The sequence below is a fragment of the Paenibacillus sp. FSL H7-0918 genome, assembly GCF_038007025.1.
Classification (GTDB): domain Bacteria; phylum Bacillota; class Bacilli; order Paenibacillales; family Paenibacillaceae; genus Paenibacillus_AQ; species Paenibacillus_AQ odorifer.
Genome location: NZ_JBBOWJ010000006.1, coordinates 174,627 through 197,768 on the forward strand (window position 1 = coordinate 174,627; position 23,142 = coordinate 197,768).

Below are 23,142 nucleotides of genomic sequence, written 5' to 3' on the forward strand. Positions count from 1 at the left end.
TACGGAGGGATCGAACAATGAGTGAACTGTTAGAGATGCGGCTGGAAGTTGTGCCTGGATTAGTAAAAGCAGCATGGACGGCTTCGCCCGGGAAAGTGACGGGAGGGTCGCGGGCAAAAGGTGAATGGAATGTCGGTACTTCTGCTGTTCCTCAGGGACAAAGAACGGAGCAACCTCTCTCTCTGAAGGTTCCAGTATGGCATGCTGCCCGTAGAAAAGAAATATTGCGGCGTCTGGCGCTAAGTCCGGATGAGGTATTTGCTTTGCTGCAAGGGAGATTGACGGGTGGGCTGGCGGAACTGGAGCTTCTGCCTACAGATACTGAGCTGGAGCAAGCCCTCTTTGAGGGGGAAGGGTTAGAGAACCAGGCGGAGACTCTGCAGCTTATAAAAGAACGACTTGCTGAAGAGCCGCTGCTGGCGCTTTCTCTGAGAGGATTTACTAAGGGAGAACTCCTGGATGGAATATTTGCCCTTTGGGCTGAAACTGATATAGCTGCCGATGATTCTGAGACAGAGGCAGCCCCAGCTAGTGAGCTTGCAACAGAATTAGCACGGCTAGAGCGCAAGGGCCCCGCAATTTCTTCTGGGGAATGGCTTGCAGAAGCGGCTGCTGAAGGTTCGCTTCACCAGCCGGGACCGCAGTTCCATGAGATTACGGCTAGGCCATTTCCCTCATCGCCGGTAGTAGCAGCGGTAACGGAAGACTGGGGAGCTTTGCTGCCTCAGACACCTAAGGCTCTAGAAGGCCTAACTTTGATTATGAATCGAGTAGCAGAAGCTGCTGCCCGTCGTGCAAGTAAGGCGTAGTTAAACAGCAGTGGAGTTTAGAGAAGCCGCTTCCTATCTGAGGAGGCGGCTTCTTCTTTGTGTAAAGCTTCTGTAACCTTTTACTATTAAACTCTGTCTATGATTATAGAATAGAAGGAAATGGAAAAAGGAGGGTTTCATTTGAGACTATATGCCGTTTTTGCCCCGATAATCATTGCTGGGTTATTTCTGCAATCCTACATGGTAAATGATAATCTTGGTTTAGATTCGAGTATGGGGATAAATACCGCTGAGCTGAAGACGGATATGAATTCTTTGCAGGGGTATCCTGCTAAATTTAGCATGAATGACATAAAGCATGGGTGGGGAATAGATAAGACTGGATTATGGACTACGAACGATGGAGGAAGTAGTTGGTACCATCCGGACAGCAATATTGTTCCTATTCCACAAGAAACAGGCATCTTTGCCGCAGCAAGCTTTTTCCTGAATGCCACAAATGGCTGGATTATAAGTAGTCATGGTATAGGGCAACCTGTCCTGATCTATCATACCTCTGATCAGGGCCAGACCTGGAAGGAGACAAAACTTCCCGTCACGGAGGATTGGGAGCAAGGATACAGTGGCGGTTTTATTCATTTTATCGATGTGAATAACGGGTATGTGCTGCTGGATTCAGAACCTGGTCTCGGGATGATGGAGAAATCCTTGTATCGCACGGCTGATGGCGGGAACAGCTGGAAGCGAATCGGAAATCTAACGGAGAGTATTAAAGCCTATCCAACAGGGATAACCTTTCAGGATTCCCAGAATGGCTGGATCACCTCCAGCAACCATGGGCAAGAATACATTTTAACATTCAGAACTACGGATGGCGGGAAGAGCTGGAAGCCGGAGCAATTAAAGAAGCCAGCTGCTCTGGCAGCCTTTACTTACAGTAATAGTTATCCGCCTAAATTCTCAGGCAAAGACAATATGAAAGGCATCCTGCCGCTGGAGATCGTTGACGATGGGATTCGAAGTATGGTGTTTTACACAAGTGATAACGGAGGCAGGACATGGAAGCTTGGCCCTCAATTGCTCGGTACTGAGGCAGCGAGAACAACATGGCTGAACGCTCGTGAAGGTTGGACTTTGCAGGAGGGCGGCAAACTGGTGGCGACTGTCAACGGGGGTGTAAGCTGGAGGTTGATTGCGACATCACAGCTATTCGCGAAGGCAGAAAACATTCAGTTCGTTACGCCGAAAAACGGTTGGTTGGCGGGTCCAGGATTTCTAAAGACCACTACAGATGGCGGCGTTACATGGAAGCCTTTGGTTAGTAAGCCTTGAGGCTGAATACAGCGGAACGCCGGGTCATGATTAGCCGTTGGTTGAGGTTTAGGGACTCAGGAGGCGTTATTCACACATTTATCGCCTATCCAGTATGTTTTCGGACTCCAGTGCAGCTATCCTATATAGGAGGGCGCAGATCCGGAGTTTTTTATGCCGTTAGCGACTTTGGGGTCCGTTAGTATGCAAAATGGAGGATTATTTTGCGAATAAGATAGGCTGTGTCCGATAGCACCTTGCTTCGGCGGCAAATGGTAACGATCAAACGGCCTAATCGATTAAAAAGAAGGGGGTGTCCCAGCAGCCATTGTCATGGCTTATGAGACATCCCCTTAATTTTTGAGAAATGTAGAAATATGAAAGCTTAAACCTGCCCGCCGGCAGGGGATTCCCCTTCTGCAAGTTCCAGAATCTCGCGGCGTAGGCGCAGCATTTTTTGATCCAGTTCATCGGCGGCGCGTGCGGCATCCTTCAATTCTTCCGCAACATGCGAAGGAAGCTGCTTATCGAATTTATAATACAGAATATGTTCCATACTTGCCCAGAAGTCCATGGCTAGGGTTCGCAGCTGTATTTCGGCTTTGACCCAGCGTGTTCCTTCCAGCAGGACGAGCGGAATTGCGACGATAAGATGCAGGCTTTGATACCCATTCGGCTTGGGATGGGCTATATAATCTTTGATCTCCAATACGCGAATGTCTTCGCGTGTGCTGAGGTGATCAACCAGACGGTAAATATCTTTAACAAAAGCACATACAATCCGCATACCTGCAATATCGTGAATGTGCTGCTCCATATTTTCCAAGTTGAACTCGAAACCTTTGCGCTCCATCTTTTGAAGGATGCTCTTGGGTTCTTTAATTCGGCATTTAACATGCTCGATGGGACTGAAGCCGTCACGGACCTGCCATTCCGTTTTGATCACATCGATTTTATTCTCAAGATCGTTTAGTGCATGGCGATAGAGTGCTGGCAGAGACTTGAACTCATTGATAAGATTTGTGAAATCCTCGTTATCTTGCCAATGTTGCAGATCCTTAACGTGTACCTGCATCTGTTTTAGCGTAAGCTGTGTGCTGTCATGTTCTTCCACTGAAACTCTCCCAATTTCGTTATTTGTGATTAATTCTATTTTAACCGATGTAGAACCCCTGACGCAAAATAACGTCTGAAATCAGGGAAAATAAGAATTTATAGGAACATTCTCCGCTAAATCGCGTATTAAAGCACATTAATGAATCTGTTCGATACATTTGGTATGATAGAAACACGTATCGCTGGAGAGGGAGGAACTGTAATGAGTTTTATGAAACGAATCAAAGATAGTGCGAGCCGGGTTACCGAAAAAGCACAAAGCTCTGTTGAGATCGGCAAGCTGAACGGGCTTATTTCCGATATTGAACGTGAGATGGAAGTGGAATTCACGAAAATGGGCAGGCTTTTTTATGAAGGGTATCGCTCTAAGGATATGTCTGTAGCTGAAGGCAAAATGGTAGAACTGGCACGGACCTGTTCCAAGCTTCAGGAAAAAATTGAAGTCCAACGCGCAAGAATTGCTGAACTGAAAAATGAACGGTTATGTTCTTGTGGCAATGTTGTGGCGCTCGATGCAAATTTTTGTCCAAAGTGTGGAAGTAAGCTGGAGGAGCTAACCACATCAAGAAAGATTCCGTCACCGCCGGTATTCGTCAAAACTGTGGATGAGGACGAAGAGGATGAGGATCAATACTATGGTGCGGATGAGCTAACGGATGAAGAGAAGGAGATTGCAATGAAGCTCCATCCGCAAAGTGTGGTGTATTCTGAGATCCTGCCTTCAGAGGATGATGAGCTGCCATTGGAGGAATATGCGGCGAACGAACATGACATTGAACGGGATCGCAGACATGCTGATCAGCTGGAACGGGAAAGACAAAGACAGCTTGAGCTGGATCGTCGCATCCGCGATTGGAACGCGAATGAACATCAGGAGGAGACCGCAGTCACCCAGGACAGTGGTGTTCGTGATATGATTAAGTGTCAAATCTGTCGGAATGAATTGCCAAAGGGCTCCTTATGGTGTCCACGTTGTGGATCGGAGCAAATATAGTACAGATATCAGTCAGCTTAGGGCTTAGGGGGACAACAAGATGGAACAGCTGCTGCTGCATCTGCGCAATCTGGGCTTCACGGAGATGGAGTCCAAAATCATGGTCGAGCTTGCGACTAAAGGTCAGGCTTCTGGCTATGAGGTTGCCAAACAGCTCGGAGTTTCAAGATCAAATGTGTATGCGGCGCTTCAGCGCCTAACACAGCAGGGATATGTACGATGTGGTGAAGGAGAGCCTGCGCGGTATAGTGTTCTTAATCCGGAGGAGCTGGCGACGATGATCTCGGGAAGAGTTCAAGCTTCGCTGGCTTATATGGAAAGTGAGATGCCTCGCGGGGGACCTGTTAGTCCTTCTTTTTATAATGTAGAGGGCGACCGCAATGTAATGGGGGCGCTGATTCGCCAGCTTAACATGGCAGAGCAGGAGATTGTAGTGGATATGTGGCGCGAGGAAGCGTCGCTTCTGCGGAGCGAACTTGAACAGGCCGAACTGCGTGGCGTTAGGCTTTTATGGGCTTTTGACGGTGGCAATGCTGCTGCTGCCTCTTACCCGGTATGGCCGTCATTCGGAAAAAATTCGCAGCGGGCGGATGGACGGAAGTTCTCATTTGTGATTGACCGGAGCTGGTGTATGTTGGGGATGCGTTATGATGATGGATCCGCGCAAGCAGTGGTAACAGAGCACCCGGTGTTAGTGGAGCTGCTGTTGAATCATTTTACACAGGAAATGGTCTTGTTCGAGCTGGAGCAGGATATGGGCGCAGAATTAGTAGAGCGTTATGGAGAACGTTACAGCAAAATTCATAGCAAATATGTTATGTATGATCAAGGCGATGATGGGGAAGAACAGGCGCAGTAGTTATTATCATAGGGAGGTGAGAAGCATGGAATGTATCGTTCATTTTGAAGTGGTGCACAATGATGGTCCTAAAAAATTGCGTGGACTGTTGTTTCTGGATAAGGGAGCATCTCCTGGAGAAGCAGAATTAGTCGAAATGTTTAAGGATATGAATTTTAACGTGAGACTGGAAGACCGCGAAAAATTGATTTTTAAACCGGTAAATCCGGGGGATTTCTTGGAGATTCGAATTACGGGTTATGATAACGGTCAGGAAAAGAGCAAGGATGATCATAATTTAAAATCGATCGTTGGAAATTTATTGCCTCAGAAGCCGACAGGTCTGTAATGTGGGGAGAATGGATTCAATGATGGGAGAAGGAGGAGCACTATGGAGCTGTTGAGACAAAAAGTGTTGAAAGAAGGTATTGTACTCGGGCAAGGAGTGCTCAAGGTGGATTCTTTTCTGAATCATCAGATGGACCCCTTCCTGATGCGTGAGGTTGGCCGTGAGTTTATCCGCCGGTTCGCTGGCGAAGAAATTACGAAGGTGCTGACTATAGAATCCTCGGGGATTGCTCCAGGGATTATGACAGCATTAGAGCTGGAGGTTCCGCTGATTTTTGCCCGTAAGCAGAAATCGCTGACGCTGACAGAAGACATTTACGTGGAGAAGGTCTACTCCTTCACGAAGAAAGAAACGAATGAAATTACCGTTTCGAAGAAATTCATTGCTCCCGGAGAACGGGTACTGATTGTTGATGATTTCTTGGCGAATGGTGAAGCCGCCTTCGGACTTGCCCGTATTGTTGAGCAGGCGGGGGGAAGTGTGGTTGGAATTGGTATTGTGATCGAAAAAGCGTTCCAGCCAGGGAATCGGCTGCTGCAGGAAGCGGGATATCGCGTAGAGTCACTTGTGCGTATTGCTTCACTGGAGGACGGAAGAGTCACTTTCGTGGAAGACGAGGAAGAGCCTCTTGTTTGAGGCTTTTGGAATGCATTCTCAAACAAAAGCTATAGGATATACAAAACAGCAAGCGAACTGGTAATGAACCAGTCGCTTGCTGTTTTTTGTGTGTATGGTATGCACGGGTCAGGTTACCCGTTGCTGCCGCATGCCGCTGCAGTGTCGACGGGCAGCTGTACGCTGTCCGCCGCCAGCGGCGATAGCACACGCAGCGCCCCCGGCTCGCAGCGAACGGCCAGCGGCCCTTTGCCGAGGCTCTCACCGTCGCCGATCGCAGGCCGGGCCTCGGCAAAGCCCACAGCTACGCTACGTCCGCGCAGCATAGACACGAAGGGCAACGCCACATGCTTGCCCTTCAGTACCGTGGGGAACAACCGCAGCAGCTGCCCGCGGCTGCACCCATGCACGACGCAGACGTCAAGCTGGCCGTCATCGGCCTTTGCCTGCGGGCAGATCAAAAGCCCGCCGCCGTAGCTGGGCAGGTTGCAGATCGAGACCAGCCATGCCTTCTCGAAGGCGTGCTCCGTACCGTCGCAGACTACGCTTACCCGGCAGGGCTTGAATGTCATCAGCGTATGCAATATGCCGATGATATACGCGAGCTGGCCTGCTCCAATGGCATTGCACAGCCTTTTGTATCGGCTGGCATTCACATTCTCGGCCACTTGAGCATCAAAGCCATTGGCAACGGCTGTTACGGTCAGTCCGTTTGCTCCTGAAAGCAGGTCTGCTTCGATATACCGCTCGCTAAGGGCGGCCTCCAGCGCGGCTTCTATGGAAAGTGGAATGCCGAACCCCCGGGCGGTGTCGTTGCCGGAGCCGGCAGGAATTACGCCCATGGGGATATCTTTGCCGCAAAGTGCACCCAAAATGCTATGGAGCGTGCCGTCACCGCCGATTACAATCACGGCTTTCCAATCCTCGCGATGCTTTAGTGTATTTAAAACAAGGGCTTCTGCACCCTCTACGCTGTGCGTAAACAAGGACATGAAAGGCAGCGAACGCTCCTTCATGAGCGCCTCTACAGTATGCCAGGTCCGGCCGCCTGCTCCCCCGCCGGAACGCGGGTTTATGATAAATAGATACATATGATTTCCTCCAGCCTGTAGAATTCCATTGATGCCCTTTCTACATTGTAAGGAGTGGATGGGCAAAAGGGAATACTTTTCAGCGATCAGAGGGGCTGCTTTTTGGGGGATTACAGATGGCGAATCTGACTTTCTGCGATATCACCTGCCCAAGGAAGTTTATACCACCTGCCACTTAAGGCATGGTAGATCATTAACAGCCACACCCCAAAGCTGCAAAGAGAGACGAGGGCACTCATCAAGGGGCCGAGGAATGGGACCAATCCGGTTAGAACGTGGAGGATCATCAGCACCCCGAAGGTAATCAGTGATTGCAGCGAATGGAACAGCACAAAGCGGCTGCGTTTCTCCAATGCGAGAAAGACGACGCCGCCGAGAAAAGGGAAAAAGTAACATAACGCGCCCGCTATATTATCGGGCAATCCGGTGGATGATTTAAAAGGGGACAATGGGCTCACTCTCCTTCTGCTTGGAGAAGAAGGGGCTTGATTGTTCGAATCCTTCTTCCTTACAAGCCTATGACTTGTCAGGAAAAAGTATGTTTAGCTCATTGAAGGGAGAACATACTTTTCAAGCAGCCTGCGAGGGTTCTTCCAGTTGTTTGTCTTGCTCTCTGCTGTAAAGACCACTACAGCATCCAGATTGGGAAAGAGCAGAATCTGCTGCCCGCCATGCCCGTGGGCGAGCTTGTAGGGCTGCCCGCTCATCGTACCGATCCAAAACTGATATCCGTAATCACCAAACGCTGGATATCCCTTAGCTTGAGCGGTAAGTGCTTCCTGCAACCAATGTTCTGGGATGATTTGCTGCTCTGCAAACACTCCATTATTCAGCAGGCAGATTCCGAATTTAGCCATATCCCGAGACGTTAGGTGCAAACCGATATGACCCATGCTATGTCCTTCGGGGCTAGGTAACCAAGCGGTATTAGCCATTCGGAGTGGAGTGAATAAATACTGTGCTGCATAGGAAAATGCATCAAGACCTGTAGATTCACTAATCATTATCGAGATTAGATGTGAGTCGATGCTTCGATATTGGAACTGTCCGATTTGTTCTGGAATAATGTTCAAGCTAAGGCCAAAGGAACCCCAGCGGCGGCTGCGATGGAGGTTCCGAACAAGCGGTTCACCAAGCTTCTTCCCTGTGATCCAGCTAAAACCGGAAGTCATGGTAAGAAGATGACGGAGTGTGATTTTTGAGAGATGTGGGGAGTGAAGGTATGGAATATGCTTGCGAAGGACCTCGGACACAGAAATATGGAGATCAGGCATCTCTCCACGGCCGATAGCGATTCCCGTAAGGGCACTGACAAAACTTTTGGTGGCAGAACGGAGATCATTTAATGCTCCAGCATGATGGTCATTATAATAATGTTCGAAGATAAGTTTTCCATGACGCACAATAAGCATGCTATGCATCTTGGGGTATTCTTTTAGGATAGCTTGATGGGCTTGTTCAAGACCCTCCCGGCGTGTATCGGTGTCTTCTGGCGTTGCGGTAGTCATTAGGGGAATTGCAGGCTGGGCCATAAAGATCTCCTTCTCATTTGTTGATAAATACAATTTCGCTTGCTGTATAGGTTATTGTATTTTAACCAGTTTGGAGACATCTGACTTACGAAGACAGCTGTAAAAAATAATATTTTCCAAATAGTACATTTTACAAGGAAAGGTGGAAGTTAATCCGGAATATGATACAATATAACGATAAGGCCCGAAAGGAGTGATTCAGTAAGTGGCTCTTCGGGTAATAAAAGTGTCAAGGAGCTATCGTTCATCAGGCGTCCTTACTCTCAGCCCAAATCACGACGAACCTGCTTCACCGGCAAGGCGGTGTCTCAAAGGCTAGATTTAGCTTTAGATTCCACGTTTTGACGGATAGTGCAAGCCACGTATGTGTACTGGATACTTCACTTGCATTCGAGGTTACGGCGTACTTTTCATCATGCATTCTCTACAACGGAGCATTCATTTTCAATGTTTTGGGAGGGAACTGATCATGGCAAGTAAAGGTCATAACGAAGTCAAGGAAAGTCTACGGGAAATGACACGCATTTTCCGGCCCAAAGATCCCAAGAAATTCGTAAAGGAGTACGTCCGAAAGTATCGGATTACAGGAGGCTATGAAGAAGAACTGACCATGGTCGTGGAACACGAGTTGGTACGGATGAATTCATCCGTCTCCTAGCTAACAGATACGTTTGTCACTTGCTTAACTTTAGACATCATTTTGAGTAATAACATCCACGAGGATTCTTATAAACCGTGCCCGAGCGACTTTTGTTGCTGGAATCGGTTTTTTTTGTATGCCCATTTACGAATAAGGAAAAGTCTTCCTCATAGAATAGTCAAATGAATTAATAGACACATTTTAAATTGAATGCGCTTTCTTTATTATTTTTTATTTGTTTGCGTTTTCATAAAATGCTATAAAATCCAGATGGGACAAGGGTTTATTGTGTCGAAAATTACAATGTGAACTAGTTGTGAACGATTGACAAAACTTTCCCTTAAACTTATATTAATAGTGATTGTTATAATTGACAGAAAAAAACAGGAATCTACGAAATCGGGAAAAGCGGGGTAGATCAATGATGAAAACGTGGCAGGCTGTAAAGCGACTCCTTCCCATGACCGCTATGTTTGGACTCTTTCTTGCCGGGTGCGGTCGTGAGGACTTGTCAGTACTCAGACCACAGGGACCTGCAGCAGACAGATCTTACGGATTAATGGAGCTGTCGATCAGCATTATGATCGTGGTGTTGCTGATTGTCTTTACGATTGCAGCTTATGTACTGATCCGCTTCCGCAGAAGACCGGGTCAGAATGAAATCCCTGAGCAGGTTGAGGGCAGTATGAAACTTGAGATTCTCTGGACAGTCATTCCGCTCATCCTTGTTGTAGTACTGGCCGTGCCAACGGTGAAAGCTGTGTTTGCCGCTGGAGATGATCATTCCAATGACAAGAATGCGATCAAGGTTAAAGTAACCGGCCACCAATACTGGTGGGAGTTTGAGTATACCGACTATAAGGTAACTACAGCGCAGGACTTGATTATTCCGGTGGGCAAAGATATCGCCTTTGAACTGGAAACTAAAGATGTGCTGCACTCCTTCTGGGTCCCTTCTCTTTCCGGTAAAATCGATACCAACCCAGCTGGAACGATTAACCGCTTTAGCTTTAGTGCGCCTAATGAAGGCGTTTACCGTGGGAAATGTGCGGAGCTATGTGGACCTTCTCATGGATTGATGGAATTTAAGGTGAAATCAGTTAGTGAACAAGAGTTTCAAAAGTGGATTGATTCGATGAAAGCACCTGTAGCTGTGCTGCCAGAGGATCCTGCTTTAGCTGAGAAGTTCAAAGCGGCATGTCTGACTTGCCACGCTGTAGGCGATCAAGGGATTAATAATGCGCCGAACTTGACCGGAATTGGTTCTCGGGAATCGATTGCTGGAATTCTGCTCAACGACGACACGAGGGAAGATGGTGCGCCGATTGAAGAGAATCTCAAAACCTGGCTGCACGACCCGCAATCCGTAAAACCAGGCAATCTGATGCCTAACCCCAAAGATCTGGGCCTGAGTGATGCTGAGATTGATGGCATTGCAGAGTATCTGGCCAACTATAAGCTGGACTAATGCCTTAGCCTAAAGGCGGGCGGAACTTTCGAAAAGGGGGGACGAACTTTGGCTCAAGCAGCGCATACCTTGAATTCATCCAAGCCTCTGGGGCACGGCCACAGTGTGAAGCGCCATACAGGACTTATGGATTGGCTAACAACCGTCGATCACAAAAAAATCGCGATTTTGTACCTATGGGCCGGAGGATTATTTTTTGGCATCGGGGGAATTGAAGCGCTTCTGATTCGTTGGCAGCTCATCAAGCCGATGAATAACTTTTTGGATGCACAAACGTTTAATGAACTCATAACCATGCATGGTACGACGATGATCTTCCTCGGCGTCATGCCAGTCATCTTCGCACTCATGAATGCCGTCATTCCGCTACAGATCGGTGCACGTGACGTAGCCTTTCCTTTTCTAAATGCACTTGGTTTCTGGACCTTCCTGTTCGGCGGGATTCTACTGAATCTTAGCTGGGTTATGGGTGGTGCTCCTGATGCCGGGTGGACCGCCTACACCCCACTATCTACGAGTACATACAGCACTACACACGGTGTAGACTTCTATACGATCGGCTTGCAAATTGCCGGATTAGGGACCCTCATCGGGGGGATTAACTTTCTAGCCACGATCATTACGATGCGTGCGCCGGGAATGACCTATATGCGGATGCCGATGTTCGCCTGGACTACATTTATTACTTCCGCCATTATTTTGTTTGCTTTTCCAGCAATAACAGTAGGTTTAGTACTGCTGACATTCGACCGGATTCTAGGAGCCAATTTCTTCGAAGTCGGAGCCGGAGGAAGTCCAGTGCTATGGCAGCATATCTTCTGGATATTTGGTCACCCGGAAGTGTATATTCTCATTCTGCCTGCCTTCGGGATTATTTCTGAGGTCATCCCAACCTTTTCGCGTAAAAGACTGTTCGGATATAGCTCCATGGTGTTTGCAACCATCTTGATCGCCTTCTTAGGTTTTATGGTTTGGGCTCACCACATGTTCACAACTGGACTTGGACCTGTAGCTAACGCGTTGTTCTCCGTATCAACGATGTTAATTGCGGTTCCGACCGGGATTAAAATTTTTAACTGGTTGTTCACGATGTGGGGCGGGCAAGTACGTTTCACAACCCCTAACCTGTTCGCTGTAGGATTTATTCCTACATTTACTATGGGGGGAGTAACTGGAGTGATGCTGGCGTCCGCACCTGCTGACTTTCAGTTCCATGATACGTATTTTGTTGTAGCGCATTTCCACTATGTTATTGTAGGTGGTTTGGTGCTTGGCCTGTTCGCAGGTCTGCACTACTGGTGGCCAAAAATGTTCGGAAGGATGCTGAGTGAGACGCTGGGCAAGTGGACTTTCTGGACGTTTATCATCGGATTCCATCTGACCTTTTTTGTACAGCATTTCCTTGGGCTTATGGGGATGCAGCGCCGCGTATTTACTTATTTACCAAATCAGCAATTTGATTTGCTAAATCTAGTCAGTACCATTGGTGCAGGACTTATGGGTGTTGGTATGATTATTTTCTTGGTGAACATCTTCCTGACTTCCAGAAAACCAGCGGATGCAGGCAATGATCCGTGGGAGGATGGACGTACATTGGAATGGACCATTCCTTCACCGCCGCCAGAATATAACTTCAAGCAAACACCTCTTATTCGGGGGATTGATGCCTTCTGGAAAGAAAAAGTAGCAGGGAATAAAGGCATGACACCAGCAGAGCCGGTGGGCTCAATTCATATGCCGTCAGCAACGATTTTACCGTTTACGATGTCTATCGGAATTTTTATCGCTGGGCTTGGCTTTATGTTTAGCCGTGATGAATTCGGCAATGCTTTTATGAGCTTCCTGTTTAATAATTATATCGTTACAGCCATCGGTCTTATTATTACATTTGGATCCATGCTGATGCGTTCGCTGTATGATGATCACGGATGGCATATTGAACCTGAAGAGCTGGAAGGAAGTGAGCGGACATGACAACGGCACATGCAGAAGCTTCTAAGGATACCTTTCCGCACGAGCCGGAAAAAGCTACGCTCGAAGGACGCAACAAGGTTCTTGCCTTTTGGCTGTTTCTAGGCGGCGAAGCGGTATTGTTCGGCACGTTGTTCGCTACTTTCCTCGCACTGCGTAATCAGACGAATGAGGGGCCTTCGGCGAATGAACTGTTTCACCTGCCGCTTGTAGCCGCTGCAACATTCATCCTGCTGGTAAGCAGTCTGACGAGTGTATTCGCTATTCAAGCGATGCACAGAAATCGGCCGGCACTGCTACGGAATTGGCTTTTAGTTACTGTAGGTTTAGGTTTAGGTTTCCTGGTTTTGGAGATCTATGAGTTTACTCAATATGTAAGACACGAAGAATTCGGAATGACCACAAGTGCATTCAGCTCGGCATTCTACACACTGGTAGGATTTCATGGTGCGCACGTAGCTTTCGGGATCGCTTGGATCTCCATCTTGATCGGGCAGCTCGCCCGCAAGGGGTTAACGGTAGTTACTGCACCAAAAGTGTATGTGTCAGCCATGTACTGGCATTTTATCGATGTAGTATGGGTCTTCATCTTTACGGTTGTATACCTACTCGGAAAGGTGGGCTAGGCACTATGACGACGGATCAGCATATGCCAGATAGCGGCGGGTATAAGCAACGTCATCGGCATGAAGGACCACAGAAACATATTGTTGTCTTTATTTTCTCCATTGTCTTAACATTGATTGCTTTCGCTGCTGTTGCGGCTGGGGGCGTAAATGCAACCTTTGCGATTATTTTGCTGCTGGTAATGGCTGTTCTTCAGGTCATTGTGCAGATGGGCTTCTGGATGCATCTAAAAGATAAAGGGCATCTTCTGCCGATTCTCTTCATGCTGGGTGGCTTCTTTATCGCTGGGACCTGTATTGTTATGTCGCTGTATTGGGTTTGGTGGAATTAACGGACGATAATGAAAGAGGTGGGCTGCGATGCCCCCTCTTTTTGATGTTTAGATATATGAATTCCTGCGCTAGGAGGTTGGGATTATGCTGGGATTAGAATACTTTAGTTTTGCTGAACTATGGAGTCCGCTTTTTCTAGCGGTAATGCTGCTGCTGACAGCAGGTTATTTTGTGTGGATTGGTCCGATTGCTGGGCGTTATGCCGATTCATTACCGGTGCCATTTTGGCGTAGAGCGTTATTTGTCTGTGGGATGCTTGCCCTTTACCTGGCACAAGGAGGACCCATTAGCCTTTTAGGGCATATGATGTTTTCCTTCCACATGGTCAGTATGGCCTTGTCTTATCTGGTAGCGGTGCCGCTGATTATGCTTGGAATTCCAGATTTTATCTGGCGCAGGATACTAAAGGTGAATCCGCTTCGGCGGTTATCTTTTTTAGCTCATCCGGTAGTAGCTGCTCTATTGTTTAACGGACTTTTTTCCTTGTACCATATTCCTGTTATTCATGATTATGTGATGCTGCATTTTACTGTTCATCGTATTTATTACATTGTTTTGTTCCTGACTTCTGCTTTAATGTGGTGGACACTGATTAATCCGCTGCCGGAACATCGTATGGCGAGTGGGCTTGGGAAGATTGGATTTATTTTTCTGAACATGGTATTGCTGACGCCGGCTTGCGGGCTGATTATATTTGCCGATCATCCGCTCTACGCCACTTACAGTGATCCAGAGACTTGGGCGCGTGCTATGGGCTATTGTATCTCGGGTGACCCCTCTGTTTTACTTCAGAATTTTGGAGGTCCTGCATTCTTTGAAGTGATGTCGCCGAAGGTGGATCAACAGGTAGGAGGCATCGCGATGAAGTTCATTCAGGAATTTATTTTTGCCTCTATGCTTGCTTATGTGTTCTATCATTGGTATAAAAAAGAGAACGGACAAGACGACGATGAATTGTCGACGCCATCCTCAACACTTCAGGAGAGCAACTTGAACCGTGCATAACTGGTAGACTGCCGAGGGGGAGAATCATGGATATTTTCACAGTGTTTCCGACTATTAGTACGTCATTCATCGTGATCAGCGCGGTGCTGGTGGCTATAGGTTGGTGGCTCATTATCAAGGGCAAACGCGAGGCGCATAAGAAAACGATGATTGCTGCCGCTATCGCTGCGCTGCTGTTTTTTATTGTTTACGTATCGAGAACGTTGTTTGTGGGAAATACCTCATGGGGTGGACCGGATGAACTGAAGACAATTTATCAAGTGTTTTTGATCTTCCATATCGTTCTGGCAACCGTAGCTGCGGTATTCGGACTTACTACGTTAACTCTTGGTTTCAAGGCGAAGTATTCCAAGCACCGTAAGTGGGGCAGAGTGACATCGATAATTTGGTTTATCACAGCGATTACAGGCGTTATGGTGTACGTGCTGTTGTATGTTTTGTATCCAGGTGGACATACCAAGCCGGTGTGGGAAGTTATTTTGGGAGCGTAAAATAAGTGCTTGAATAGAGCACAGAGTTTAGTGCGTTGAGCGAATGAACAGCACTAAAGTAGCAGAACCGTAAATAGTTATGAAATAAGCCTATATATCTGCATGTTCCTGAGTAGGGATTGCGGGTGATGGGCTTATTTTGGTTTGTAGAGCTTCGGGATCTGTCCTGAAATTGAACGAAGTTAGCACGAAAAAGATGTAATTGGGGAAAACCTCCCTGGAAATGAACGAAAATAGCTCAAAAAGGCCATAATTAGGGAAATACTCCCTGAAATTGAATGGATTTAGCTCAATAACGGAGTAATAGCTGAATTTTTAGGGAGGATTTCCCTAAAAACTAATAATCTAAGCTCGGTTGGGCAGATTTTAGGGAGTTTTTTCCTAATGTTAATCCGTCCGGCAGTCGCCCATATCCCATACCTGAAACTGCACTAGCAGCCGAAACGGTATCCCACACCCGAAACCTGAACCAGTCAGCAGCCGAATCAGCACCCCGCCCCTGATACCGCACCATCCGCCATACCCGCCTCCCTCAACACACATTACACCAACACGTTGCATAGAAGCAGAGAGTGAGCGCTTACTACTTCATTTCCAGAATGAATTATCTAATAAACTCAATTATCCCAGTTACATTCGCCCCGTAGCATTCTGCCTCAATTCCCCCTCATTGTAGTTAATCTCAATTAATAAGCGTTACCTAACGTTCGAGAGTGTCTTCATAAGCTTGAAGTGTGAGGTTACCTAAACCTCCTATTTCTTTTGAATAATTTCCAGTTACAGGATTGACAATGTAAAATCAAGGTCATATACTGTGTATATAGATATATACAGTAAGCACAGGGATATGAACACCTGCTTCTGCTAGACGCTGAAGACATTGTAAAGCGAGGTTAGCATTAATGAGAACATTAAAAGATTCATGGTTTATGTTGCGCTCTGATTTTCGTGGAGACAAATTAAAAATATTAGGGACCCTCGTAATAACAGTTGTTTTTATGAGTTATCTTGGTGGACTGACTAGCCTGATAGCAAATGATGTACTAGGTGAGCAGGATCGGACGATGCTAGCGGATTTCTTATTTCTCTCCTTTATCCCCTTATTGGGATTAACATTCTCTCGCCGCTCCATGAAATATTGGAGTGAAGACTCTTACACAAAAATGTTGGTTTACTTACGAACTTTACCGATCCCAGCTGCAGTAATATTATCGCGGAGGAAACTTCAGGGTGTGGGCTCCTTTACTCTAAATGGTACGTTATTCTTCGTTATTATTTACTTGTTAGGAGAGAATTTCCGGGCAGAGCTGGCGGTTCCTTCGTACATAGCTTTTGCGATTACTTGGCTCGGCTTCGGATTCATGGTCTCAGGTCTATATATTTTTATTGAATATCTTTTTAGCGGCAAAGCTTATCTATGGCTAACATTGCTTATCGTAGTTTTATCGTGGGCAGCATCGTTCTTAGTTACACTGGGCGGAGGCAGTTTGTTCTTATACAGTATCTCCTATTCGAAGGAGTGGGGGCTGTTATCTCCGATCATGTGGGGGTCACTTCTGCTGGGAACAATATCTGTACAGTTATTCTCTAAATGGACTATACATCGGCTGAAAAGTCGCAATCTCATATAAAAAATCGGAAATGGCAAGGACTGCGCTCTAGCACGCTAGAGTGGAAGGCGAGGTGTAAATAATGTGGATACCGGTACAAATCAACGAAAATAGTGCAGAGCCCCTCTATCATCAAATAGAGACTCAGCTTAGATCATTAATCATTAGCGGAGTCATTACAGAAGGTACGCTGCTGCCCTCGATTCGTGAGTTCGCAGGAGATCTGAAATGCAGTGTAATTACCGTGCGGCGGGTATATCAGGATCTGGAGAACGAAGGTTTGCTGCGAACGCGACAAGGAACAGGTACCTTTGTATCCCATGTAGGTGACGGAGCCATGGAAGAATATAAACGTGAAACGGTTGGCAAAGCACTTGAAAGTGCAGTGGATATCGCCCGATCGGTACATTGCAGCAAGGATGAACTTGAACAGATTTTTATGGAGATTGTAGAACGCAAGTATAGAGAAAAGGATTGAGAGGGGGCGCTTACTCATATGGTACAGATGGCTATAGAATTGCGGAATGTACTTAAACGGCGGCGAAACAAAACGATAGGACCGCTGACCCTGAATCTGCCTAAAGGATATATTACAGCTTTGGTAGGTCAGAATGGATCCGGCAAAAGCACGCTGCTGAATCTGCTGATGCAGCTGACTAATCCAGAGGAAGGCGAGATTTATTGGTTCGAGAACAGGTATGATAGCGGGTTGTCTCTGGAGCTTCGCCAGACCATTGCCTATGTTCCTGAAACGTCAATTACTGAGGAGAACCACTGGAATGCAGAGGAGGCAGCTCGATTTCGGAAGTATTGGTATCCAAATTGGGACGATCAGTATTTTCACGAGCTGATGGATCGCTTTGAGGTTCCGTATCATATGAGACTTTCGAAGATGTCTAAAGGGGAGCGCCGGAAATTCGAAATTGCTGTAGCACTTGCGGCACGGCCAAGTCTGCTGCTATTGGATGAACCTTCATCGGGTCTTGATCCTTTTGCCTGGAAGATTATGATCGAGACACTTCGTAAATATATGGATGAGCACAACGCAACGATTATCATCTCCACACACATTGTGGATGAGGTGCGACGGCTGGCGGATTATATCGTCCTTATGCATCGGGGAGAACTGCTGGGTATGGCTGAAAAAGACAGTCTGTTCGGTGCTTGGACCGAGGTTTGGGTGAATGCTGCGGATGAAGAGGAGCTTGCGGAGTTATCGGCTGAGTTGCCAGGAGGCTTGCACTTTACCATGGATACACCGGGTGTAGCTTCTTTTATCATAGAACAATTTTCTGAAAACGAGAAACGCATTCATGACTTGGGCGTAAAGGTTATCAAGAGCCGCAGTTTGGAACTGGACGAAATATTAAGTTTATGGACACAGGGTCATCGTCCTATTCTAATTGACCACAAGAGAGGGGACTAGAGAAATGGAAGCCTTAAAGCTGGAAAGTGTAGTTAAGCAATATGGAGAAAAAACCGCAGTAAACGGAATTAACCTAACCGTAGGTAAAGGGGAAATTTACGGATTACTGGGGGCGAACGGCGCGGGGAAAACAACCACGATGCGTATGGTGCTCGGCCTAATCTACCCTGATGAAGGCAAGATTTTGTATAACGGAAAACCTTTCAACAGTGAACTGCAGCAACTTATGGGTTATCTGCCCGAAGAACGTGGACTATATCCTAAGGTGAAGATCAGCGATCAAATCGTTTACTTGGCCCGCCTGCGTGGGATGTCAGCTAGTGATGCAGATAAGAGCTTGCGCTATTGGCTGGATCGATTCGAGGTTCCGGATTATTACAATAAAAAAATAGAAGAGCTTTCCAAAGGAAATCAGCAAAAAATGGGCTTTATCGCCGCTGTCGTTCATAAGCCGCAGATTCTGATTCTAGATGAAGCTTTCAGCGGGCTGGATCCAGTAAACGTGGAGCTGCTGAAAGATACGGTCAAAGAATTACGTGATTCGGGAACAAGTATCCTCTTCTCTACGCACCGGATGGAGCATGTGGAAGAGCTATGCCGTAACATTACGATTCTCGATCGATCCAATACGGTCGTTCAAGGGGATATCCGCACGATCAAGAATGGCTACCCGCGGGAAGAAGTATTGCTGCGTACAGCTAATGAGGTAAAAGGTTTGGAGTCCATCGCAGGTGTTACAGCAGTTAAACGGCTGGAGCGTGGGTATCTGTTATCGATCAGTGAGATCGGTGCAGCACAGCGTATTTTACAGCAGGCGATAGCACAGGGTGAAGTGGAGCATTTTGAAATCAAGGAACCTACGTTAAACCAAATCTTTATCAGAGCGGTGGGTGAATCTAATGAATAAGATGGGGACAATTATCGGCTTTACCTTTAAAAATAAAGTTAGAACGAAATCATTTATGATTACTACTTTGATTCTAGTATTATTGCTCAGCATAGGGATGAATCTTCCCTATATCATCGATCAGTTTAAGGGTGATTCGGCCAAAAGTGAAGTTACTCAAATTGCTGTGATTGCTGAAGAGGGAAATCAGGTTGCAGAATTGTTGAAGGCTTATACTGCGCCAGAGGGCATGCCACAGGCTAAGATAGTACAATATGCTTCTGCGGAGGATGCCGAGTTAAAGAAAGCATTAGATGAAGAGACCGTAGAAGGTTATGTTACTTTTGCGGAACCTACTGGTGAAGGGCTTCCACCCGTTACTTATCATAGTAATGATGGGGAACTAAACGGAGATGTGCAAGTTTATCTCCAAAATGCACTTCAGCAAGCAAACACACAATTCATCGTTGGCGACAAGCTGACCTCTGAACAGATTGCTGCAATGTCAACGCCTGTGCAGATTACTACACAACAGCTTAACGCAGGCGGTGGCAGTGAAAGCTCTCAGGAGGACACTCCAGCCATTAACTACATTATCGTATATGCCATGCTTATGTTGTTCTTTATGTCCATTATGATGACAGGCAACATGATTGCCGCAGAGATAACTTCTGAGAAAAGCTCGCGGATTATGGAGATTCTGATTACAAGTGCCTCACCTTTAGCGCAAATGTTCGGTAAAGTTATCGGTGTTTTCCTAGTAGGAATATTGCAAATTGGGATCTTTGTCGCAGCGATCGTCGTCAATTTGACGCTCCCGCATAATGCGACTGTATTGGCTGATTTTGATCTCGATTTAGGCCAGCTCAATATTAACTTGCTGCTCTATGGATTTGTCTTGTACGTATTAGGTTACTTCCTCTATGCCTTGATGTATGCGGCTGTAGGTTCGATTGTCAGCCGTACGGAGGATCTCGGTCAGGCGGTAATGCCAATCATGATGTTAGGCTTCGTAGCGTTCTATGTTCCACTGTTCAGTATCTCCAATGCAGATACTCTAGTGGTTAAGATAGCGAGTTATGTGCCTTTCACCTCACCATTGACGATGCTGCTCCGAATTGGTGTCGGCGAGGTGGCGATCTGGCAAGTCATTGTATCGCTGCTGATCCTGCTTGTGACTACCTTCATCTTCGGATGGCTGGCAGCCAAGATCTATCGTACCGGCGTACTGATGTACGGCAAACGCCCAAGTATTAAAGAAATCAGAAAAGCAATGAAAGCTTACAAGATCTAAGATGACCTCATATAACTTTTAAGGAGTGCTAATGATGTCTACAAGCGAACAATATACCATTATGCTTTTAATGAGTTCTGTATCGCTGGCTACGGTTAGTAGAATGCTTCCGGATGGCTCCACTTTTATGGATTTCGTTCAAGGCCTATTGACTGGTATTGCTATAGTGGGGATGTTGGCGGGATTGTGGATGTACGGTAAGGCGCGTAAGAGTAAAGCGTAATAGTAAGCACTGAGTTTTCGGGGGTATCCTAACAGCCGTTTATGGTTGCTGGGATATCCCCGTTTTTGAGTTGGCAATCTCTTTGTATACGAGCTGATATAGCTAACGGACCCAGCAGCACTTAAATGCAGCAATCATCGAGATTTAGCAAGATATCGGACACTATAGTCGCTATTGGCATGAAAAAGGGTGAATTAGTAGCTCTTTTAACCAAATAGTTGCACTGGAGTCCGATACTATGCTCAAAAGGCGATAAACGTGCAAGTAACGTCATCTGGGTCCGTAAGGCTTGTCTTGGTGGAAGATGATTAGGGCTTGCTTTAAGACGATCCAAGACGTTCATCGCTCGGGATTTCTACTGGAGTCCGAACGCCGGCCATATTTGTGGAAAAGCTTCAATTAAAGGCTCCTGAGTCCATTAGTCGCTTCATGCGCTCAAAGATCGTTTGAATTCTAGTCAGAGACTAAATTATAGAAAGATTTGCGCTCGTTAGTATATCCGTTTGGGTGGTCATCTGCTCCCGTAGAGCTCTAAGCTGTGTTTTCAGTGCGGGAACACTTTTTTGCAGAATAATGCTTATTTGAGAAAGAGGCAGCTTTAAGCCGTACCACAATACCTTCACAAGCTGTTCCTCCCAAGGTAATGCCTTAGCCGATAGAAGCGAGCGCCGGGCAAAAGAATCAGCACACTGGTGAATACAAGTGCGGTAAGCGTGGATAGAGAATAACTGAGGATCAAAATCATCCTGACGATATATTTTATGAAGCTCTATGAAGGTGCGGATAGTAATCTTGTCTGCCTCATTAGATTGTTCTAACAACATGGAACTAAGTACGTAGACTTCATTAGTATACTTTTGAACACACTCTGCAAATTTAGTACTGTAGGTGGACTCGGGAGGTAAGGGGTCAGGCATGGTGAACACGATCCTTTCAGATTGAGAGATTTGCTTGAATCTATAATATAGAAAAGTAAGAGATGGATTTATTGATGAGATCGGCGGTGTCTGGTTCCGGGCAACTGTGTTTTTGCTGGGAGGCAGTGGATAAAGCTTTTGAAGGCTTGTAGTAGAGCCGTTCACTTCTGGAATTGCTCCCCCCTGCTGCAACACTGTACAGACGCCCTTGCTGAATATGCCCTGCCAAGGATTTACCCTGGAGCTTGGCCTTTAAATCCTGCAAAGCACCCTGAACTAGCTCAAGCTTAACCTGCTCCCAATCTGAACCTTCGCGGCGGACCTTATCCAGCGCTTCTTCAAGACGGCAATGACAGATGGCCCGTAAAAAAGAACTCCATTTAATGAGATCGAAATTTTTGGTGTTGGCAGAGATCAGACAAGCCCCCCAACTGCAGCCTCCCTTACAGGTGAGCTTCAGAATACCATAACGGCAGCCTTCAGCCCCTTCCATTCCATAGTGAATAGGCTCGGGTTCATCCAATACAAATACTTCAATGCGGGATAGTCTGCGCTGGTCCATAGTAGGGTTCCTCCTTAGATTTCCAAAAGCTTTAAGTCTACATGATGAGTGACACTAGCCCTTTCTACACAAGCGAGCATTTCCATTTTATTCTCACAGACTGCGGTATGCTCTAGCCATAGTCGGAACTTCTCTTTTCGTATAACAGATAGATGTAAGGGAAAGGTGCTGCGGGATCTCAAGACATACCAACCGGCGCTTACATCTTTCCAAGGCTCCTTGAAGGCTGTAAACCACGGGAGCTTTTGGTGTGATGACCAATCCTGCTGCTGCTGTTGTTCTCGAATATTTTTATATATCTCATATACAATCTTAGAGTCTAAACAGTCTTTACAAGAAGAAGGTGTGCTGAACTGGCGAAGGGCTTGGATCTGGTTCTGGCCAAATGCATAGCCTACAATGTACCTGTGATTATGTTCTTCGAACCACAAGGCCCCGAAACAAACGTAATTTAGACTTATCGGCTCAAGCAGCCCTTGATGTATCCCTAAATAATAGTGCTTCAAAACATTCACCCCATCCAGCGTGCTATCACCTAATAAGCTTAGGTAACGCAAAAACCGCAGCAAGAGGAGGACCTCTGCTGCGGTTTTGGATTACAGGCAGATATACCTGGGCCAAAGCGTGGCGGATCAAGGGTCTCTCTCTTTACGCTTACGAGGTTAGCTGTCGGATTCGGACGGTGAGAGTCGCCCTACCTATTGAGACTTATGCAGTCTCCTTTGGATTCACCCCAAGTAGGCCAGGTGGCCTGATGGTTCCCCCGTTCCCTGCGAATGCAGGAACTCAGCGTTGATTGTTTTTCATGAATTAGATTCAACCCGAATCATACTCTTTTCAAGATTTTCTGTAAAAAACGGAAAATGTTCTTTTAGAGCAATTTTAACCATATCCTGCCGACTACGACTGAAAAACGAGGTAAATAGGTATTTATGGCGTGTTATCGCGCCTCTTTCTCGCTCAGCCTCAGCTTCTTGCGTTTCTACCTATAATGGGAATTTGCAGTATTTTCGCTCTAAAAAGGTGAATAAAATCACATGTATTATAGATAGCGATTAAACGCTCCAAACTCGA

At 46.6% G+C, this 23,142-nt stretch carries 28 protein-coding genes and 1 riboswitch; of the genes, 19 read left to right on the forward strand and 9 right to left on the reverse strand.

The window, feature by feature from the left end:
- Positions 1-17: 17 nt before the first annotated feature.
- Both MHI15_RS29530 and MHI15_RS29535 read left to right on the forward strand, forming a co-directional pair.
- On the forward strand, positions 18-809 hold the full coding sequence (locus tag MHI15_RS29530) for a hypothetical protein (RefSeq protein ID WP_076124497.1): 792 nt from the start codon (positions 18-20) through the stop codon (positions 807-809).
- A gap of 141 nt (positions 810-950) precedes the next feature.
- Entirely contained in the window at positions 951-2,102 is a 1,152-nt protein-coding gene (locus MHI15_RS29535) for a WD40/YVTN/BNR-like repeat-containing protein (RefSeq protein WP_076124495.1), read from the forward strand.
- A gap of 364 nt (positions 2,103-2,466) precedes the next feature.
- On the opposite strand, the gene MHI15_RS29540 is transcribed toward MHI15_RS29535, so the two are convergent.
- Entirely contained in the window at positions 2,467-3,156 is a 690-nt protein-coding gene (locus MHI15_RS29540; protein ID WP_051491247.1) for a GTP pyrophosphokinase, read from the reverse strand.
- A 243-nt stretch (positions 3,157-3,399) separates the two neighbouring features.
- Here MHI15_RS29540 and MHI15_RS29545 point away from each other — a divergent pair, with 243 nt between their 5' ends.
- From MHI15_RS29545 to MHI15_RS29560, 4 genes are read left to right on the forward strand one after another with little or no spacing between them, the layout of a single operon-like run.
- Positions 3,400-4,191 carry a zinc ribbon domain-containing protein gene (locus tag MHI15_RS29545; protein WP_076124493.1) on the forward strand — a complete coding sequence of 264 codons (792 nt, stop codon included), beginning with the start codon at positions 3,400-3,402 and terminating at the stop codon, positions 4,189-4,191.
- A gap of 40 nt (positions 4,192-4,231) precedes the next feature.
- Positions 4,232-5,050, forward strand: a complete 819-nt coding sequence (locus MHI15_RS29550) for a TrmB family transcriptional regulator (protein WP_076124492.1) — start codon at positions 4,232-4,234, stop codon at positions 5,048-5,050.
- A 25-nt stretch (positions 5,051-5,075) separates the two neighbouring features.
- Complete coding sequence (locus tag MHI15_RS29555; RefSeq protein ID WP_038568522.1) at positions 5,076-5,378, forward strand: hypothetical protein; 303 nt, start codon at positions 5,076-5,078, stop codon at positions 5,376-5,378.
- Between the two features lie 42 nt (positions 5,379-5,420).
- Positions 5,421-6,014, forward strand: a complete 594-nt coding sequence (locus MHI15_RS29560) for a xanthine phosphoribosyltransferase (RefSeq protein ID WP_076101352.1) — start codon at positions 5,421-5,423, stop codon at positions 6,012-6,014.
- A gap of 113 nt (positions 6,015-6,127) precedes the next feature.
- On the opposite strand, the gene MHI15_RS29565 is transcribed toward MHI15_RS29560, so the two are convergent.
- The 4 genes from MHI15_RS29565 to MHI15_RS29580 all read right to left on the reverse strand — a co-directional run bounded on the left by MHI15_RS29565 (position 6,128) and on the right by MHI15_RS29580 (position 9,037).
- Positions 6,128-7,084: a diacylglycerol/lipid kinase family protein gene (locus MHI15_RS29565; RefSeq protein WP_052096739.1), complete on the reverse strand. Its 957-nt coding sequence runs from the start codon at positions 7,082-7,084 to the stop codon at positions 6,128-6,130.
- A gap of 110 nt (positions 7,085-7,194) precedes the next feature.
- Complete coding sequence (locus tag MHI15_RS29570) at positions 7,195-7,533, reverse strand: DUF4870 domain-containing protein (RefSeq protein ID WP_036682511.1); 339 nt, start codon at positions 7,531-7,533, stop codon at positions 7,195-7,197.
- Positions 7,534-7,626: 93 nt separating this feature from the next.
- Positions 7,627-8,616, reverse strand: coding sequence for a serine hydrolase domain-containing protein (locus MHI15_RS29575; RefSeq protein WP_341088376.1), 990 nt, complete (start codon positions 8,614-8,616; stop codon positions 7,627-7,629).
- Positions 8,617-8,905: 289 nt separating this feature from the next.
- Positions 8,906-9,037 (reverse strand): hypothetical protein, encoded by a 132-nt coding sequence (locus tag MHI15_RS29580; protein ID WP_341165206.1) that lies wholly within the window; start codon positions 9,035-9,037, stop codon positions 8,906-8,908.
- A 48-nt stretch (positions 9,038-9,085) separates the two neighbouring features.
- On the opposite strand from MHI15_RS29580, the gene MHI15_RS29585 reads away from it, so the two are divergent.
- From MHI15_RS29585 to MHI15_RS29615, 7 genes are all read left to right on the forward strand, one after another.
- Complete coding sequence (locus MHI15_RS29585; RefSeq protein WP_019913840.1) at positions 9,086-9,274, forward strand: hypothetical protein; 189 nt, start codon at positions 9,086-9,088, stop codon at positions 9,272-9,274.
- Between the two features lie 403 nt (positions 9,275-9,677).
- Complete coding sequence (gene coxB, locus MHI15_RS29590) at positions 9,678-10,724, forward strand: cytochrome c oxidase subunit II (RefSeq protein WP_076124488.1); 1,047 nt, start codon at positions 9,678-9,680, stop codon at positions 10,722-10,724.
- Positions 10,725-10,850: 126 nt separating this feature from the next.
- Positions 10,851-12,698, forward strand: a complete 1,848-nt coding sequence (gene ctaD / locus MHI15_RS29595; protein ID WP_076124740.1) for a cytochrome c oxidase subunit I — start codon at positions 10,851-10,853, stop codon at positions 12,696-12,698.
- Positions 12,695-13,321 carry a cytochrome (ubi)quinol oxidase subunit III gene (locus MHI15_RS29600; RefSeq protein WP_038568531.1) on the forward strand — a complete coding sequence of 209 codons (627 nt, stop codon included), beginning with the start codon at positions 12,695-12,697 and terminating at the stop codon, positions 13,319-13,321. Before ctaD ends, MHI15_RS29600 begins: the two co-directional genes overlap by 4 nt.
- A gap of 5 nt (positions 13,322-13,326) precedes the next feature.
- A complete protein-coding gene (locus MHI15_RS29605) occupies positions 13,327-13,653 on the forward strand; it encodes a cytochrome C oxidase subunit IV family protein (protein WP_036682505.1) in 327 nt (108 codons plus the stop codon).
- 85 nt (positions 13,654-13,738) lie between these two features.
- Positions 13,739-14,659, forward strand: coding sequence for a cytochrome c oxidase assembly factor CtaG (gene ctaG, locus MHI15_RS29610; protein ID WP_076124487.1), 921 nt, complete (start codon positions 13,739-13,741; stop codon positions 14,657-14,659).
- Between the two features lie 26 nt (positions 14,660-14,685).
- A complete protein-coding gene (locus MHI15_RS29615; RefSeq protein WP_076124485.1) occupies positions 14,686-15,150 on the forward strand; it encodes a DUF420 domain-containing protein in 465 nt (154 codons plus the stop codon).
- A gap of 387 nt (positions 15,151-15,537) precedes the next feature.
- Here the strand turns inward: MHI15_RS29615 and MHI15_RS29620 are convergent, their stop codons facing one another.
- On the reverse strand, positions 15,538-15,711 hold the full coding sequence (locus MHI15_RS29620) for a hypothetical protein (RefSeq protein ID WP_341165207.1): 174 nt from the start codon (positions 15,709-15,711) through the stop codon (positions 15,538-15,540).
- Positions 15,712-16,052: 341 nt separating this feature from the next.
- Between MHI15_RS29620 and MHI15_RS29625 the strand changes: the two genes are divergently transcribed.
- The 6 genes from MHI15_RS29625 to MHI15_RS29650 all read left to right on the forward strand — a co-directional run bounded on the left by MHI15_RS29625 (position 16,053) and on the right by MHI15_RS29650 (position 20,589).
- Positions 16,053-16,781, forward strand: a complete 729-nt coding sequence (locus tag MHI15_RS29625) for a hypothetical protein (protein ID WP_076282512.1) — start codon at positions 16,053-16,055, stop codon at positions 16,779-16,781.
- Between the two features lie 61 nt (positions 16,782-16,842).
- Positions 16,843-17,238, forward strand: coding sequence for a GntR family transcriptional regulator (locus tag MHI15_RS29630; RefSeq protein WP_076124482.1), 396 nt, complete (start codon positions 16,843-16,845; stop codon positions 17,236-17,238).
- Positions 17,239-17,265: 27 nt separating this feature from the next.
- Positions 17,266-18,186 carry an ABC transporter ATP-binding protein gene (locus MHI15_RS29635; RefSeq protein ID WP_341165208.1) on the forward strand — a complete coding sequence of 307 codons (921 nt, stop codon included), beginning with the start codon at positions 17,266-17,268 and terminating at the stop codon, positions 18,184-18,186.
- 4 nt (positions 18,187-18,190) lie between these two features.
- Positions 18,191-19,093, forward strand: coding sequence for an ABC transporter ATP-binding protein (locus tag MHI15_RS29640; RefSeq protein WP_036676693.1), 903 nt, complete (start codon positions 18,191-18,193; stop codon positions 19,091-19,093).
- Positions 19,086-20,366: an ABC transporter permease gene (locus tag MHI15_RS29645; protein WP_076124479.1), complete on the forward strand. Its 1,281-nt coding sequence runs from the start codon at positions 19,086-19,088 to the stop codon at positions 20,364-20,366. Before MHI15_RS29640 ends, MHI15_RS29645 begins: the two co-directional genes overlap by 8 nt.
- Positions 20,367-20,400: 34 nt before the next feature.
- Positions 20,401-20,589, forward strand: coding sequence for a hypothetical protein (locus MHI15_RS29650; RefSeq protein WP_076307922.1), 189 nt, complete (start codon positions 20,401-20,403; stop codon positions 20,587-20,589).
- Between the two features lie 464 nt (positions 20,590-21,053).
- Here the strand turns inward: MHI15_RS29650 and MHI15_RS29655 are convergent, their stop codons facing one another.
- The 3 genes from MHI15_RS29655 to MHI15_RS29665 form a co-directional block, all read right to left on the reverse strand.
- Positions 21,054-21,413 carry a hypothetical protein gene (locus tag MHI15_RS29655; RefSeq protein ID WP_341165209.1) on the reverse strand — a complete coding sequence of 120 codons (360 nt, stop codon included), beginning with the start codon at positions 21,411-21,413 and terminating at the stop codon, positions 21,054-21,056.
- A 133-nt stretch (positions 21,414-21,546) separates the two neighbouring features.
- Positions 21,547-22,068, reverse strand: coding sequence for a hypothetical protein (locus MHI15_RS29660; RefSeq protein ID WP_051490930.1), 522 nt, complete (start codon positions 22,066-22,068; stop codon positions 21,547-21,549).
- 14 nt (positions 22,069-22,082) lie between these two features.
- Positions 22,083-22,637 carry a hypothetical protein gene (locus MHI15_RS29665; RefSeq protein ID WP_341165210.1) on the reverse strand — a complete coding sequence of 185 codons (555 nt, stop codon included), beginning with the start codon at positions 22,635-22,637 and terminating at the stop codon, positions 22,083-22,085.
- A 68-nt stretch (positions 22,638-22,705) separates the two neighbouring features.
- Positions 22,706-22,870: riboswitch (cyclic di-AMP (ydaO/yuaA leader) on the reverse strand.
- Positions 22,871-23,142: the final 272 nt, after the last annotated feature.

Excerpts from the sequence above, each read along its gene's own strand:
- MHI15_RS29615 (WP_076124485.1), top strand. The coding sequence starts at position 14,686 with ATGGATATTTTCACAGTGTTTCCGACTATTAGTACGTCATTCATCGTG.
- MHI15_RS29620 (WP_341165207.1), bottom strand. The coding sequence starts at position 15,711 with ATGCAACGTGTTGGTGTAATGTGTGTTGAGGGAGGCGGGTATGGCGGA.
- MHI15_RS29635 (WP_341165208.1), top strand. The coding sequence starts at position 17,266 with ATGGCTATAGAATTGCGGAATGTACTTAAACGGCGGCGAAACAAAACG.
- MHI15_RS29645 (WP_076124479.1), top strand. The coding sequence starts at position 19,086 with ATGAATAAGATGGGGACAATTATCGGCTTTACCTTTAAAAATAAAGTT.
- MHI15_RS29600 (WP_038568531.1), top strand. The coding sequence starts at position 12,695 with ATGACAACGGCACATGCAGAAGCTTCTAAGGATACCTTTCCGCACGAG.
- ctaD (WP_076124740.1), top strand. The coding sequence starts at position 10,851 with ATGGATTGGCTAACAACCGTCGATCACAAAAAAATCGCGATTTTGTAC.
- MHI15_RS29545 (WP_076124493.1), top strand. The coding sequence starts at position 3,400 with ATGAGTTTTATGAAACGAATCAAAGATAGTGCGAGCCGGGTTACCGAA.
- MHI15_RS29630 (WP_076124482.1), top strand. The coding sequence starts at position 16,843 with ATGTGGATACCGGTACAAATCAACGAAAATAGTGCAGAGCCCCTCTAT.
- MHI15_RS29575 (WP_341088376.1), bottom strand. The coding sequence starts at position 8,616 with ATGGCCCAGCCTGCAATTCCCCTAATGACTACCGCAACGCCAGAAGAC.
- MHI15_RS29565 (WP_052096739.1), bottom strand. The coding sequence starts at position 7,084 with ATGTATCTATTTATCATAAACCCGCGTTCCGGCGGGGGAGCAGGCGGC.
- MHI15_RS29530 (WP_076124497.1), top strand. The coding sequence starts at position 18 with ATGAGTGAACTGTTAGAGATGCGGCTGGAAGTTGTGCCTGGATTAGTA.
- MHI15_RS29660 (WP_051490930.1), bottom strand. The coding sequence starts at position 22,068 with ATGGACCAGCGCAGACTATCCCGCATTGAAGTATTTGTATTGGATGAA.
- MHI15_RS29640 (WP_036676693.1), top strand. The coding sequence starts at position 18,191 with ATGGAAGCCTTAAAGCTGGAAAGTGTAGTTAAGCAATATGGAGAAAAA.
- MHI15_RS29560 (WP_076101352.1), top strand. The coding sequence starts at position 5,421 with ATGGAGCTGTTGAGACAAAAAGTGTTGAAAGAAGGTATTGTACTCGGG.
- MHI15_RS29585 (WP_019913840.1), top strand. The coding sequence starts at position 9,086 with ATGGCAAGTAAAGGTCATAACGAAGTCAAGGAAAGTCTACGGGAAATG.
- MHI15_RS29580 (WP_341165206.1), bottom strand. The coding sequence starts at position 9,037 with ATGCATGATGAAAAGTACGCCGTAACCTCGAATGCAAGTGAAGTATCC.
- MHI15_RS29655 (WP_341165209.1), bottom strand. The coding sequence starts at position 21,413 with ATGTTGTTAGAACAATCTAATGAGGCAGACAAGATTACTATCCGCACC.
- ctaG (WP_076124487.1), top strand. The coding sequence starts at position 13,739 with ATGCTGGGATTAGAATACTTTAGTTTTGCTGAACTATGGAGTCCGCTT.
- coxB (WP_076124488.1), top strand. The coding sequence starts at position 9,678 with ATGATGAAAACGTGGCAGGCTGTAAAGCGACTCCTTCCCATGACCGCT.
- MHI15_RS29625 (WP_076282512.1), top strand. The coding sequence starts at position 16,053 with ATGAGAACATTAAAAGATTCATGGTTTATGTTGCGCTCTGATTTTCGT.
- MHI15_RS29555 (WP_038568522.1), top strand. The coding sequence starts at position 5,076 with ATGGAATGTATCGTTCATTTTGAAGTGGTGCACAATGATGGTCCTAAA.
- MHI15_RS29550 (WP_076124492.1), top strand. The coding sequence starts at position 4,232 with ATGGAACAGCTGCTGCTGCATCTGCGCAATCTGGGCTTCACGGAGATG.
- MHI15_RS29540 (WP_051491247.1), bottom strand. The coding sequence starts at position 3,156 with ATGCAGGTACACGTTAAGGATCTGCAACATTGGCAAGATAACGAGGAT.
- MHI15_RS29605 (WP_036682505.1), top strand. The coding sequence starts at position 13,327 with ATGACGACGGATCAGCATATGCCAGATAGCGGCGGGTATAAGCAACGT.
- MHI15_RS29650 (WP_076307922.1), top strand. The coding sequence starts at position 20,401 with ATGTCTACAAGCGAACAATATACCATTATGCTTTTAATGAGTTCTGTA.